Annotated in this window: 11 protein-coding genes; 8 read left to right on the top strand and 3 right to left on the bottom strand. The window is 70.2% G+C overall.

All coding sequences use genetic code 11. The features are described from left to right. Window positions 1-116 precede the first annotated feature (116 nt). Together kstD and OHN74_RS17120 are read left to right on the top strand one after the other, a co-directional pair. Window positions 117-1,862 carry a 3-oxosteroid 1-dehydrogenase gene (kstD, locus tag OHN74_RS17125; RefSeq protein ID WP_327695403.1) on the top strand — a complete coding sequence of 582 codons (1,746 nt, stop codon included), beginning with the start codon at window positions 117-119 and terminating at the stop codon, window positions 1,860-1,862. Between the two features lie 111 nt (window positions 1,863-1,973). Then, window positions 1,974-2,792: a thioredoxin domain-containing protein gene (locus OHN74_RS17120; RefSeq protein WP_443060401.1), complete on the top strand. Its 819-nt coding sequence runs from the start codon at window positions 1,974-1,976 to the stop codon at window positions 2,790-2,792. 55 nt (window positions 2,793-2,847) lie between these two features. Here the strand turns inward: OHN74_RS17120 and OHN74_RS17115 are convergent, their stop codons facing one another. Next, a complete protein-coding gene (locus tag OHN74_RS17115) occupies window positions 2,848-3,534 on the bottom strand; it encodes a class I SAM-dependent methyltransferase (protein ID WP_327695402.1) in 687 nt (228 codons plus the stop codon). A 99-nt stretch (window positions 3,535-3,633) separates the two neighbouring features. Between OHN74_RS17115 and OHN74_RS17110 the strand changes: the two genes are divergently transcribed. Together OHN74_RS17110 and OHN74_RS17105 are read left to right on the top strand one after the other, a co-directional pair. After that, window positions 3,634-3,966: a hypothetical protein gene (locus OHN74_RS17110; RefSeq protein WP_327695401.1), complete on the top strand. Its 333-nt coding sequence runs from the start codon at window positions 3,634-3,636 to the stop codon at window positions 3,964-3,966. A gap of 29 nt (window positions 3,967-3,995) precedes the next feature. Continuing rightward, window positions 3,996-4,448, top strand: coding sequence for a hypothetical protein (locus tag OHN74_RS17105; RefSeq protein WP_327695400.1), 453 nt, complete (start codon window positions 3,996-3,998; stop codon window positions 4,446-4,448). Window positions 4,449-4,571: 123 nt separating this feature from the next. On the opposite strand, the gene OHN74_RS17100 is transcribed toward OHN74_RS17105, so the two are convergent. Beyond that, window positions 4,572-4,775, bottom strand: a complete 204-nt coding sequence (locus OHN74_RS17100) for a cold-shock protein (protein WP_006380707.1) — start codon at window positions 4,773-4,775, stop codon at window positions 4,572-4,574. Between the two features lie 288 nt (window positions 4,776-5,063). Here OHN74_RS17100 and OHN74_RS17095 point away from each other — a divergent pair, with 288 nt between their 5' ends. From OHN74_RS17095 to OHN74_RS17085, 3 genes are all read left to right on the top strand, one after another. After that, window positions 5,064-5,912, top strand: a complete 849-nt coding sequence (locus tag OHN74_RS17095; protein WP_327695399.1) for a menaquinone biosynthetic enzyme MqnA/MqnD family protein — start codon at window positions 5,064-5,066, stop codon at window positions 5,910-5,912. An 82-nt stretch (window positions 5,913-5,994) separates the two neighbouring features. Then, a complete protein-coding gene (locus OHN74_RS17090) occupies window positions 5,995-7,722 on the top strand; it encodes a serine/threonine-protein kinase (protein ID WP_327695398.1) in 1,728 nt (575 codons plus the stop codon). 245 nt (window positions 7,723-7,967) lie between these two features. After that, window positions 7,968-12,443 (top strand): FtsK/SpoIIIE domain-containing protein, encoded by a 4,476-nt coding sequence (locus OHN74_RS17085; RefSeq protein WP_327695397.1) that lies wholly within the window; start codon window positions 7,968-7,970, stop codon window positions 12,441-12,443. 101 nt (window positions 12,444-12,544) lie between these two features. On the opposite strand, the gene OHN74_RS17080 is transcribed toward OHN74_RS17085, so the two are convergent. Then, window positions 12,545-12,805 (bottom strand): WXG100 family type VII secretion target, encoded by a 261-nt coding sequence (locus OHN74_RS17080; RefSeq protein WP_327695396.1) that lies wholly within the window; start codon window positions 12,803-12,805, stop codon window positions 12,545-12,547. A 228-nt stretch (window positions 12,806-13,033) separates the two neighbouring features. Here OHN74_RS17080 and OHN74_RS17075 point away from each other — a divergent pair, with 228 nt between their 5' ends. Next, window positions 13,034-13,294 (top strand): WXG100 family type VII secretion target, encoded by a 261-nt coding sequence (locus OHN74_RS17075; protein ID WP_327695395.1) that lies wholly within the window; start codon window positions 13,034-13,036, stop codon window positions 13,292-13,294. The last annotated feature ends 25 nt before the right edge of the window (window positions 13,295-13,319 follow it).

Below are 13,319 nucleotides of genomic sequence, written 5' to 3'. Positions count from 1 at the left end.
TACGACATTCCCGCCCCATGAACCCAGAAGTGGACCCCGCGAGACTTACCGGCCGTATCCATCGAATCGACCGTTCTGAACCTTCAGGGCGCCCCGAACTCCCTTCCAGACGAGGCGTGTTGGCAGGTGCCGCTGCGGCGGGTGTCGCCGTCGGGGTGGGTGTCGCGGCTGGGCAGGGAACAGCCCACGCCGCCACTGTCGCGGCCCCGCCCCTCCTCGGGACGTACGACGTCGTGGTCGTCGGAGCGGGCGCCGCCGGGATGACCGCCGCGCTCACGGCCGCAAAGCAGGGGCTGACCTGTGTTGTTGTCGAGAAGGCGCCCACTTTTGGTGGGTCGGCGGCCCGCTCCGGCGCCGGGATCTGGATACCGAACAACTCCGTGATCCTTGCCGCCGGTGTGCCGGACACCCCGGCCAAGGCCGCCACCTACCTCGCGGCGGTCGTCGGACCGGACGTGCCCGTCGCCCGCCAACAGGCCTTCCTCGCCCACGGACCCGCCATGCTCTCCTTCGTCATGGCGAACAGCCCTCTCCGGTTCCGCTGGATGGAGGGATACAGCGACTACTACCCGGAGTTGTCCGGCGGGCTCCCGGGCGGCCGTTCCATAGAGCCCGATCAGCTCGACGGGAACGTCCTCGGAGCCGAACTCGACCACCTCAACCCGCCCTACCTCGCCGTCCCGTCCGGCATGGTCGTCTTCAGCGCCGACTACAAATGGCTGGCCCTCGCCGCCGTGAACGCGAAGGGCGCCGCCGTCGCCATCGAGTGTCTGGCACGCGGCACGAAGGCCGCCCTCAAGGGGCAGACCCCGCTCACCATGGGCCAGGCTCTCGCGGCCGGACTACGCGCGGGGCTGGCGTCGGCCGGGGTGCCGGTCTGGCTCAACACCCCTCTCATAGACCTCTACTCGGAAGCCGGAACCGTCACCGGCGCCGTCGTCACCCGCAACGGCGCATCCGGTCTCCTGCGCGCCCGACGCGGCGTGATCGTCGGCTCCGGCGGCTTCGAGCACAACGCGGCGATGCGCGCCCAGTACCAGCAACAGCCCATCGGTACGCAGTGGACGGTCGGCGCGAAGGAGAACACGGGGGACGGAATCCGGGCGGGTGAGCGCGCCGGCGGTTCCCTCGCCCTGATGGACGACGCATGGTGGGGCCCGGCGATCCCGCTCCCCGGCGAGCCGTACTTCTGCCTCGCCGAACGCACCCTCCCCGGCGGCCTGTTGGTCAACGCGGCGGGCTCCCGCTTCGTCAACGAGGCCGGTCCCTACAGCGACGTCGTCCACACCATGTACGAGCGCAACGCCACCGACCCGGACATCCCGGCCTGGCTGATCGTCGACCAGAACTACCGCAACCGGTACCTGTTCAAGGACGTCAGCCCCACCTTCGTGCTCCCGGCCGACTGGTACAACTCCGGTGCCGCGTACAAGGCGTGGAGCCTCGACGCCCTGGCGACCTCCATCGGCGTCCCGTCCGCCGCCCTCCGCACTACGGTCAGCCGCTTCAACTCCCTTGCCCTGAACGGCGACGACACCGACTTCGGGCGCGGCGACAGCGCGTACGACCACTACTACACCGACCCGGCCGTCCTCCCGAACTCCTGCCTGGCACCCCTGTGGCTGCCGCCGTACTACGCCTTCCGGATCGTCCCCGGCGACCTCGGAACCAAGGGCGGCCTACGGACGGACGCCCGGGCGCGGGTCCTGCGGGCCGACGGCACGGCGATCCCCGGCCTGTACGCCGCCGGCAACGCCAGCGCCGCCGTCATGGGCCACAGCTACGCGGGCGCGGGCTCGACGATCGGCCCGGCGATGACCTTCGGGTACGTGGCGGCCCTGGCGGCGGCGGGGGTGCTCTGACCGCAGGGAGACCACTGGGAGACCACCGGGAGACCACCGGGAGAGCGCTGGGGCCCGCAGCGGGCGATATACCTGTGCGTTCCGCATGAACATGCCCTAGGGTCGCGCTGATTGCTGGGGAGGCAACAAGTGCGTGTGAGGCACGGGGGGCGGTTCGCCGCGTCAAGAAGGACGACGGCGGTCGCGGTGGCAGGCATGGCCGCACTGGGCATGTCGCTCGTCGCGGGATGCGGGCAGAGTTACGGGAATCCGGAGCCGTACGACACGCTGGCGCAGGTGCCGGAGAAGCTCGCCGTGAGCGGTACGACCATCACGGTCGGCGACCCGACCGCCGAGGTGACCGTGCACATGTACGAGGACATGCGCTGCCCGGTCTGCGAGGAGTTCGAGACGACCGGCGGCGGCCAGGAGCTCCAGAACGCCGTGCTGCGGCGCGAGGTGAAGGCCGAGTACACCCTGGCCTCCTTCCTCGACGACAGGCTCGGCGGCAGCGGCTCGAAGAAGGCGGCCAACGCGCTCAGGGCCGCGCTGGACGTCGGCAGGTTCGCCGAGTACCACGAGGTGCTGTACGCCAACCAGCCCGAGGAGGTTGACGACGGCTTCACCGACGCCCGACTCCTCCAACTGGCCGCGCAGGTCGACGGGTTGCGTACCCCCGCGTTCGAGTCGGCGGTGAAGACCATGAAGTACCGCTCCTTCGTGACCGCCTCCGAGCACGCCTACGAAGCTGTCGGCACGGAGCCCGGAAAGGGCCCGGGGACACCCACCGCCGTGATCAACGACGTCCGCGTCCCCGAGGAGATCAGCGGGGTGCTGTACGAGGGGAAGCTCTTCGGAGAGCTGTTGCAGGCGATCAGGGACCGCCCCGGAGAGTGGCAGGCGTACAAGAACTACCAGCCGCCCCCGGACCCCGAGGACTACGGATACTGAGCCCGGCCACCAGGTCGCCGGGTCACCGGGTCGTTGGTCCCTCGGTTCCTGTCCCTCACGGTCTGCGGGCCATCAGGAACGCGTGTGGGGACGACTCCCCGGCCTCCTCGTCCGCCGCCCGCACGGTCTGTGACGCGAGCGTGAACCCGGCCTCCGTCAGCAGTTCGGCGATCCGCTCGGGCCGGCGCCGCTGGAAGGTCATGGACACGGGGCGTCCGAAGGGCTGGTCGTGGTGCTTGTGCACGTCCCCCGCCTGGAAGCCGAGCAGCAGATGCCCGCCCGGCGCCAGCACACGACGGAACTCGGCGAAGAGGGCGGGCAGTTGGTCGGCCGGGGTGTGGATGGTCGAGTACCAGGACACGACACCGGCGAGGGTGCTGTCGGCGAGGTCCAGCTCCAGCATCGAGCCCTGCTGGAAACGCAGCCCCGGATGCTCCCGCCGGGCCACCGCCAGCATCGCCGCCGACACGTCCAGCCCGAACACCGACAGCCCGAGCGAGTCGAGGAACCCGGTGACCCACCCCGGCCCGCACCCGAGATCGGCGACCTGGCCGCTGCCGCCCCCTGAACCCCGTACGAACTCGGCGTAGGCGGCGAGCACGGCCCGCTCCAACGGCTGGTTGGCGAGCCCGGAGCGGAAGCGGTCGAAGTAGTCCTCGGCGATGGCGTCGTAGAAGACGCGGGTAGCGGCGACGAAGTCGGGGTTGGTGTCGTTACCCGGGGTGGCGTCTGTGTCGGTCATGGCGGGGACCTTAGTCGGGCCCACCGACAATCGGACCCGGGGACGCGGGTGAGTCGCTTCCGCTTGAGCAGGCCGTAATACGCGTCATACACTGATTTCATGGCGACGACCAGAACCCGGATCAGCATCAGCCTCGAGCAGGAGCAGGCCGATCGCATCAGGCGGCATGCCGAGAGGGCGGGGCTGGATATCTCGGCGTACCTCGTGCACGCCGCGACGCGCCAGATGGCGGAGACCGAGGCCATAGAGGAACAGTTCTCCGGAGTCGACGCCGTCATCGCCCGGGCGGAAGCGGAGGCTGCGGCCCTGCCGAGCGAACCGGGCGAGGCCGCACCGGAGTTGACCGAACAGGAACGTCGGGACGTCGAGGCAGCGCTGAACCTCGTCTATGGCGAAGACCGCAGCACGGTCCGCCCCGGGCACGCCGCGTGACGGTAAGAGTGCCGGTGTACGACACCGGAATGCTCATCGCTCTCGCGGACCGCAAGGGGAAGGCCGTCGCCCTTCACCGCGGCCTCGAGGCCGCGCCCCATCGCGCACTTGTCCTCGGTCCGGTCCTGGCGCAGGTCTGGCGCCCTCGGCCGACGCTCGTTCATGCCCTGGCCGGTGTTCTGAGGGACTGCACCGTGCCAGGGGCCCGCACATCCGAACCGGCCATGCGGGAGACCAGGGCCGGACAGGCCGAGTGCATCGCGTGCGCGGCCGGCCCCGACCTCACCGACTGGCGCCGCGTCGGCGCGGCTCTGGGAGAGGCCCGGCTTCCTGTCGGGAAGAAGCCGGACGCGGTGGACGCCTGGGTGGCCCTGTCCGCCGTGAAGCACGGCAGCGCGGTGATCTTCACCAGCGACCCGGAGGACATCGAGGCGTACCTCGGCGTGCTCAACCCGAGCGATGTCCACGTCCATCGTGTGTGAAACGCGTGGGACGGAACGGGTGACGGAAAGGCAGGAGCTCCGATGCCGTCGTGACGGCTCGGAGCTCCTTGGGGTACTGCACACGTTCCGGATCAGAGCATGCGGCTCAGCTGAGCCGACAACTTAGATCGGGCTGACGTTCTCCGCCTGCGGGCCCTTGGGACCCTGCGTGACGTCGAAGGAAACCGCCTGGTTCTCTTCGAGAGAGCGGAATCCGCTCGCGTTGATCGCGGAGTAGTGGACGAAGACGTCCGGGCCGCCGCCTTCCTGGGCAATGAAACCAAAGCCCTTTTCGGCGTTGAACCACTTCACGGTTCCGGTAGCCATAAGCCCTCCTTGGGCCCAAAGGGTTGCCCTGCTCCAGAACCTGCAAGGTGTAAACAAAAACTTGTAAACAACTGCATTCATCTGAATACGACGAGAGCCCACGGTCAGATGCTCCGCAGGCTCTGTACTGCAAGGGAAACCAAACTGCAACTTGCGGCGAGCCTAGCATGCAGGCAGGTGAAAGCAATAGAGGTCAAGATCACGTCACTCGGACGTTTGAGAGGCGGCGCGCGGCCTTGACAACCCCCGGGAGGGTGCACCGTACCGAACGCCCGTTAGCCTCGCGATGTGGACAATTCTCGCACCCGGCCGCGCGTCGGCCACATCCAGTTCCTGAACTGCCTGCCCCTGTACTGGGGGCTCGCGAGAACAGGCACGCTCCTCGACCTCGAGCTGACCAAGGACACCCCTGAGAAGCTCAGCGAGAAGCTGGTGCGCGGAGACCTCGACATCGGGCCCATCACGCTCGTCGAGTTCCTCCGCAACGCCGATGACCTGGTCGCCTTCCCCGACATCGCCGTCGGCTGCGACGGCCCGGTGATGTCGTGCGTGCTCGTCTCCCAGGTCCCGTTGGACCGCCTGGACGGCGCACGGGTCGCACTCGGCTCGACCTCCCGCACCTCCGTGCGCCTGGCGCAACTGCTCCTGGCCGAGCGGTACGGCGTACAGCCTGACTACTACACGTGTCCGCCCGATCTCAGCCTGATGATGCAGGAGGCGGACGCGGCGGTGCTGATCGGGGACGCGGCACTGCGCGCCAACCTCCTCGACGGCCCGCGCTACGGCCTTGAGGTGCACGACCTGGGCACCCTGTGGAAGGAGTGGACGGGTCTGCCGTTCGTCTTCGCGGTGTGGGCGGCCCGGAAGGACTACCTGGAGCGTCAACCGGTCCTGACCCGGAAGGTCCACGAGGCGTTCCTCGCCTCCCGCGACGTCTCCCTGGAGGAGGTCGGCAAGGTCGCCGAACAGGCGGCGCGCTGGGAGGAGTTCGACGCGCAGGTCCTGGAGCGCTACTTCACGACCCTCGACTTCCGCTTCGGCGGACCGCAGCTGGCGGCCGTGCGGGAGTTCGCCCGCCGGGTGGGCCCCACGACTGGCTTCCCCGCAGACGTGGAGGTCGACCTCCTGGAGCCGTAGGCTGCTGCTCGCGCGCGGGACCGGCGCGCGTCGTACGGGCGCATGCGCGTGTATGAGGTGTGTACGGGGGAGAGGTGGGGTCATGCAGCCGCTGGACGTCGGTGAGCCGACCGTCGTGGGGCCCTACCGGCTGCTCGGGCGGCTCGGCTCGGGCGGGATGGGCCGGGTCTACCTGGGGCGCAGCACCGGCGGCCGTACCGTCGCGGTCAAGATCGTGCACCCGCACTTCGCGCTCGACGAGGAGTTCCGGGCCCGGTTCCGGCGCGAGGTCGAGGCCGCCCGCCGGGTCGGCGGCGCCTGGACGGCCCCCGTCCTGGACGCGGACCCCGAGGCCCCGGTGCCATGGGTGGCGACGGCGTACGCGGCCGGACCCTCCCTGACCGCGGCGATCACGGGCGACGGTCCGCTGCCCCTGGATTCCGTACGGGCACTGGGCGCCGGCCTCGCCGAGGCGCTGACCGCCGTGCACGACCTGAACCTCGTCCACCGGGACGTGAAGCCCTCGAACGTCCTCCTCACCCTCGACGGCCCCCTCCTCATCGACTTCGGCATCGCCCGGGCCACGGACGGCACGGCGTCCCTGACGTCGACCGGAGTCTCGGTCGGCTCGCCCGGCTACATGTCTCCGGAACAGATCCTCGGCAAGCCGGTCACGGGAGCGGCGGACGTCTTCTCCCTGGGCGCGGTACTGGCGTACGCGACGACCGGCAGGTCCCCCTTCCCCGGTGACTCCTCGGCGGCCCTGCTCTACAAGGTCGTCCATGAGGAGCCCCAACTCGACGGACTCGGCGGTGAGTTGCGGGAGGTGGTCGAGGGCTGCCTGGCGAAGGACCCGGCGGTGCGACCGGCCCCCGGCGAGGTGGCCCGGCGGCTCGCTCCGGAGGGGGCGGCACGGCTGGTGGCGGGCGGGTGGCTGCCGGGGGCATTGGTGGAGCGGGTCAGCCGGAGCGCGGTGGCGTTGCTGAACCTGGATGCGGCGGGGGCTGAGACGGAGGCGGAGGCTCAGGAGGGTGTGCTGTCCGGGCCGGTGGGGTTCAGTACGCCCGCGGTACGGGGCGCGGGAGCAGGGGCAGGAGCGGGGGAGTTCGGGCCGCCGCCGGTGATGCCGGGTCCGGGGCTTCCGGCGCTGCCGGGGCCTCGGGACGCGGAACCGGAGCCGGAGGACCGGACGCCCGGCAAGGTCTCCGTGAGCGTGGCGGCGACCTCGGTACCCGTCGCCGGCGGGCGCGGACGGAAGCTGAGCTGCACGGTTGCCCTCGCGGTGGCGGGTGCGATGGCCGCGGTGACGGTGGGCTCGGTGTACCTGTTCGACCTGCTGCCCGGCGGGGGCGGCGACAGCAACACGGCGCAGAGCAGCGGCACCGACGCGGCCAGGTCCCCGGTGGCGAGTGAGGACTCCGGCCAGGCCGCGGAGAACCCGTCGCAGAGCATGGTGCCGGACCCCGTGAGCGGTCCGGGGGCGGTCCCCGCGTCCTACATCGGCACCTGGGAGGGGTCGGCCGTCGCCCTCGACGGTGTGGTGCCGATGGGGACGTTCCGGGTGACGGTCCAACAGGCCGCCGTGGGCGACGAGTTGGGCACCTTCCGGCAGACCGACCAGATCGGCGGGATCTGCGACGACGTACTGATCCTGAAGGAGGTCACGAAGACCCGGCTCGTCGTCACGTCGATCGCCGCCAAGTCGAACAGGAACGTGTGCACCACGGGGTCGCACAGGGTGCTGCTCACTCCGGTCGGCGACGACCTGAAGTACGAGACGGACAACCCGGAGGCGGGGGATCCGGTGGCCCGGATGTCCAGGGTCGAGTAGTCGGCGAAGGTCGACTGCCCACGACGACTTCCCGCGCGACAACAAGCACCGGGGAGCCCTGGCAGGTCTCGTTAACTTCGGCAACTCCCTGCTGGCGGCCCACCGCTGCGAGATCGGGGCTCTGCCCGCTGTCCGGCGCGGGCGGGACCGATACCGGCAGCAGGGCACGGAACCGGGACTGCTTTAGTGTCCGTTAGCTGAAGTAACGATTGTGGCCGCAAGGGCCCACGGGGAGGAAAACCACGATGCGGGTGCTGGTGACAGTCGTGCGCGAGGGTGGTGAGCCGCAGGACGTCGTGATCACGACGGACGATGCCGCCACGGCCGGCGACGTCGCGGAGAGTCTGGCCGAGACGCCCGCCTGGCCGGGCGGGTCGCCGGGGGGTGCGCCGGGGAACGTCGTCGTCCCGATGCCGGGTACGTCCCTGGCCGGTCTGCCGGGCTACGGCGCGGCGCGGACAGGACCGCCGTCCCTCTGGGCGGACGGCCTCTACTGCGATCCAGCGACCCCGGCGGCGTCCGTACTGCGTGACGGCATGCGGGTGTCCGTCGACGACAACGTCGGTCCGCTGCTGCGCCGGGGCGAACCCGTGGGCCAGTACGAGCTGAGGGTGGCCGGCGGTCCCGCCTCCGGTCGCGTGGTGCGCCTGGGCGCCGGCGTGACCACCGTCGGATCGGCTCCCACCTGCACACTCTCGTTGCCCGACCCCTCGCTGCCGCCCGTGGCCCTCCGGCTGAGGATCGACGTCAAGGGCGGAGCCGTACTCGGCGCGCAGGGCGGAACGGAGGTCCTGCTCGACGACGAGACGGTCGACGCCGAGACCTCGTGGCCGCTCGGCGGTGTCGTCCACGTCGGCGACTCGCTGCTCGTGCTCGACGAGGTGGCCCAGCCGGACGCTCATCTCTCCGCGATGAGCGAGGGCGGCCTCGCCTACAACCGCCCGCCCCGGCTGAACCCCCTGCGGCCCCGGCGCCGGCTCGTCGTACCGCAGCCGCCCACCAAAGGCGAACGGGCCCGCTTCCAGGCCATCATGGCGTTCATGCCCATGGTCTTCGGGCTCACCATGTACTTCGTCACCAAGCAGATCTACATGCTGCTCTTCTGCCTGATGAGCCCCATGATGATGGCGGGCCAGTGGTTCAGCGAGAACCGCGAGGGCAAGAAGAAGCACAAGACCTCGATGAAGCAGTACAAGAAGGATCTCGCCGCCCACGAGGCCGAACTGGTCGTCGTCGGCAAGGAGGAGCAGCGCGCCCGGCGCGCCGACCAGCCCGACCCGGCGGAGATCCTGCTCTTCGCCACGGGACCGCGCCGCCGGCTGTGGGAACGCAGACTCACCGACCCCGACGCGATGCTGCTGCGGATCGGCGCGGGCGGGCTGCCGTCCGACGTCGAACTGGCCATGGGGCGCGGCGGCAACAGCTACGACGAGGACCGGCCGGAACCCCCGGTCCTGGCGGACGTACCGGTCGCCCTGCCGTTCTCCCAACTCGGCGTGGTCGGCATCGCGGGCGACCGCGCAAGGGCGCTGGCCACCGCCCGCTGGCTCGCCGTACAGGCCGCGGCCCTGCACAGCCCCCGGGATCTCTCGCTCGTCTCGCTCTCCGCCACGCAGGCCATCGGTGTCGAGTGGAGCTGGGTGCACTGGCTGCCGCACACCAACCCCGACCAGGGCCAGGACTGCGTCGCGCTCGTCGCGTCCGACTCCGAGGCGATCGCCCGCCGGGTCAACGAGCTGCTGAACGAGCTGAGCCGCCGCAAGGCGGCCCGCGAACAGAACAACATGCTGGGGCAGATGTACCCGGACACCAACATCCTGGTGATCCTCGACGGGGCACGGCTGCTGCGCCGGGTGCCCGGAGTTCCCCAACTCCTCACCGAGGGCCCGCAGTACGGGATCCTCGCGCTGTGCATCGACGAGGACGAGCGGCTGCTGCCCGAGGAGTGCAAGGCCGTGGTGTGCTGGTCGCCCGACGCGGCACACCATGTCCGGGTACGCGGCTACGGTCTTGAGTCGGTCGGGGAGGTCCTGGCCGACCAGGTCACTCCCGAGTGGTGCGAACTGCTCGCCCGTTCCCTCGCCCCCGTGCGGGACGTCAGCCGTGACGACGCGGACAGCGCCCTGCCCACCGCCGCCCGGCTGCTCACGCTGCTGGGCATGCCCGACCCCGACGGCGGGGACGTGCAGCGGATCTGGCAGGCGGGCGGCTCCACGACGGCCGCGCCCATCGGTATCGCCGCCGACGGCCCGTTCGTGCTGGACATCCGGCGCGACGGCCCGCACGCGCTCGTCGCGGGTACCACCGGTGCCGGTAAGTCCGAGCTGCTGCAGACGATCATCGCCTCGCTCGCCGTCGCCAACCGGCCGGACTCCCTGAACTACGTACTCATCGACTACAAGGGCGGCAGCGCCTTCATGGACTGCGCCCGCCTGCCCCACACGGTCGGCATGGTCAGCGACCTCGACGCCCATCTGACCGAGCGGGCCCTCGCCTCGCTCGCGGCCGAACTCCACCGCCGGGAGACCATCCTCTTCAACACCGGCACCAAGGACATCGAGGACTACAACGACACCCGCAAGCTCCGCCCCGAACTGGAGCCGATGCCCCGACTCGTCCTGGTCATCGACGAGTTCGCCTCACTGGTCGCCGAACTCCCCGACTTCATCGCGGGACTCGTCGACATCGCCCGCCGGGGCCGCTCCCTCGGCGTGCACCTCATCCTGGCCACCCAGCGGCCCGCGGGCGTTGTCAGCGCGGACATCCGCGCCAACACGAACCTGCGCATCGCCCTGCGCGTGACGGACGCCTCCGAATCCATGGACGTCATCGACGCCCCGGACTCGGGCGCGATCGCCAAGTCCACACCGGGCCGCGCGTATGTGCGCTCCGGGGCCCAGTCCCTGGTCGGCGTGCAGTCGGCGCGCATCGGTGGCCGCAGGCCCGCCACCGGCGGGAGCGGTCCGAAGGCGACGATGCTTCCCCTGCCGTGGAGCTCGTACAGCCGCCCCCTGCCCAGGCGTCAGGAGGCCGAGGACGACGGGACCATGGTCACCGACCTCGCCGTCCTCGTGGACGCCGTCCGCGACGGCGCGCAGCGGATGGGCTTCGGCGAACAGCGCAGCCCCTGGCTGCCGCCCCTGGGCGACCTCGTCACGCTGGACGAACTCGCCGCGTACGGTGACGAGTCGGCCGCCCATGACGACGTGGCGCCGATCCCGTTCGGCCTGATCGACCTGCCGGCGAAGCAGAGCCGCAAGCCCATCTCGCTGGACCTGGTCCACGGCGAGCACACCCTGCTGCTCGGCGGCGCCCGGTCCGGCAGGTCGACGGCGCTCCGTTCGCTGGCGGGGTCGCTGGCCCGCACCACATCTCCGCACGATGTCCACGTCTACGGGATCGACTGCGGGTCGAACGCGCTCCTCCCCCTGATGCGGCTGCCGCACGTCGGCGCCGTGGTCAGCCGGGACGAGCCCGACCGGGTCCGGCGGCTGATCGACCGGCTGCTCGTGGAGATCGCCCGGCGCCAGCAACTCCTCGCCATGGAAGGTGCGTCGAGCCTCGCCGAACAGCGGGCGAGTGCCGCTCCGGAGGACCGGCTGCCGTGGATGGTGCTGCTGCTGGACGGCTGGGAGGGCTTCGTCTCCACCTTCGAGGGCTACAACTACGGACAGCTGCTGGAGGTGGCCCAGCGCATCTTCCGTGAAGGTTCCGCGGTGGGTCTGAAGGTCGTCATGACCGCCGACCGGACCGGTCTGAGCGGCCATGTCTCGTCCGCCTTCGCCGACCGGCTCGTGCTGCGCTTCTCGGACCCGAACGACTACTCCACGGCGGGACTCCAGACCCGCGAGGTGCCCAAGAGCATGCCTGCGGGCCGCGCGCTGCGCATCACCGACGTGGGAGTGGACGAGGCCCAGATCAGCCTGCTCACGGCGGACCCCGCAGGGCAGGCGCAGGTGCGGGCGCTGCGGGACATCGCGGAGGAGACGACAGCGCGTTACGGGCGGCTCCCGGCCGCCCGCCGTCCCATGCGCGTCGACGCCCTGCCGTCCCGCATCACGGCTGCCGAGGCGCTGGCCCTGGATCCCGACTTCGCGCCGTCGCCGCTGTGGGCGCTGCTGTGCGTGGGCGGCGACGAACTGCGGCCGCTGGGCGTCGACCTGGAGGAGAACGGCCCCGGTTTCGTGATCGCGGGTCCGCCCAAGTCCGGTCGTTCGACGGCACTTCTGAGTGCCGCCGAGTCCTTGCTGCGGGTCGGCACGGCCCTGGTGATCATCACCCCCCGCCGGTCACCGCTGAGGGAACTGGAGGGCAGGGAGGGCGTGTTCGGCATCCTCAACGCGGAGAGTTCGGGATTCGACCTGGAGGAACTCCAGGAACAGATCGGCGGGCGCCCGTACGTCGTCGTGGTGGACGACGCGGAGCTCCTGTACGACACCCCGCTGGACGAGGCCCTGGAGGGCGTCATCCGCAAGGGCGTCGACGGTGGCGTCGGCCTCATCGCCGCGGGCACGACGGACACGCTCTCCAGTCAGTACCGGGGGTTCGCGGTCGATGCCCGCAAGTCGCGCAACGGCATGCTGCTGACGCCCCAGAGCCCGCAGGAGGGCGAGCTCTTCGGCATCCGGCTTCCCGCCAACAGCGGGGGAGGCCCGGTGGGCAGCGGTCTGCTGATCTCGGGCGGCACCTATATGCCGATCCAGGCGGTCATGAACGGCTGAGCACCAAGCGCGAGGTACAGGGCTACAAAGGCCGGGGCACCCGCCCTCCGGGATCTTTCTGGAGGTGGGTGCCCCGGCTTCGTACGACGGTCGCCCCTGGATCAGGTGGCGCGCTCGATGTTGTCGGCGCTGGTGTTCGCCGACTTGCTGGCGTCGTTCAGCGTGTCGACCCACTTGTCGAAGGTCGGCTTCACACCGTTCCAGTCGTCCCGGAACCGGTCGGCCTTGGGGCCCTTCCAGTAGCTCGAGCTCTCAGTAGTGGCCGTCTCCAGGGCCCTGATGAGAACCTGGAGCTCCTGGGCCTTCCGACCGAAGGTCTTGGATAGGTCCCGAAGCCTTTGAAGATCTGCACCGCGATCCATGGCGATCCTCCCCGTGTAACACAGGCAAACGGACTATCCGTTTGCAACAGGGGACGCTACCGCACGACCCGTAGTTCCCGTCCAGCGCTGCCCGGGATGAGATCTTCGGGGACTTGTGGCCGTTGCACACGGGTGCTGCACAAGGGCGTCACACAGGGCCGGGGGCCCAGGAAAGCGGTAATGCTCCGGCAGTATGCTGGGGCTCCTGAGACAGCGGGGGAGGCTGCTATGGCAAATCCTGACATCCAGGAACTCAACCAGCGTGCCGCGCGGTTGAGGTCCTTGGCCGATCACATCGATTCGCTTGTGAACACTCCGAAGAATCACAGCACGACCGCGATGAAGACCTGGGCGGGCCCGAACGCCGATGACGTGCGGGGCAAGTTGAGGGCCTGGCACACGACGTGCGGCACGGTGGCCAAGGCGCTGCGGGACGAGGCGCACCAGTGCGCCCAGAGCGCCACGGAACTGCAGAATACGAAGAAGTGAGCCGGCGCCACCGCTGACTCACGGG

This window comes from Streptomyces sp. NBC_00459, from assembly GCF_036013955.1.
Lineage (GTDB): Bacteria > Actinomycetota > Actinomycetes > Streptomycetales > Streptomycetaceae > Streptomyces.
Note: the sequence above shows the minus strand (reverse complement) of the source record. Positions and strands in the feature narration are given on the sequence as shown.

What these genes read in the sequence shown, in the direction of transcription:
- OHN74_RS17115 (WP_327695402.1), bottom strand. Translation starts at nt 3,534, where the DNA reads ATGACCGACACAGACGCCACCCCGGGTAACGACACCAACCCCGACTTC.
- OHN74_RS17110 (WP_327695401.1), top strand. Translation starts at nt 3,634, where the DNA reads ATGGCGACGACCAGAACCCGGATCAGCATCAGCCTCGAGCAGGAGCAG.
- OHN74_RS17105 (WP_327695400.1), top strand. Translation starts at nt 3,996, where the DNA reads ATGCTCATCGCTCTCGCGGACCGCAAGGGGAAGGCCGTCGCCCTTCAC.
- OHN74_RS17100 (WP_006380707.1), bottom strand. Translation starts at nt 4,775, where the DNA reads ATGGCTACCGGAACCGTGAAGTGGTTCAACGCCGAAAAGGGCTTTGGT.
- OHN74_RS17090 (WP_327695398.1), top strand. Translation starts at nt 5,995, where the DNA reads ATGCAGCCGCTGGACGTCGGTGAGCCGACCGTCGTGGGGCCCTACCGG.
- OHN74_RS17085 (WP_327695397.1), top strand. Translation starts at nt 7,968, where the DNA reads ATGCGGGTGCTGGTGACAGTCGTGCGCGAGGGTGGTGAGCCGCAGGAC.
- OHN74_RS17080 (WP_327695396.1), bottom strand. Translation starts at nt 12,805, where the DNA reads ATGGATCGCGGTGCAGATCTTCAAAGGCTTCGGGACCTATCCAAGACC.
- OHN74_RS17075 (WP_327695395.1), top strand. Translation starts at nt 13,034, where the DNA reads ATGGCAAATCCTGACATCCAGGAACTCAACCAGCGTGCCGCGCGGTTG.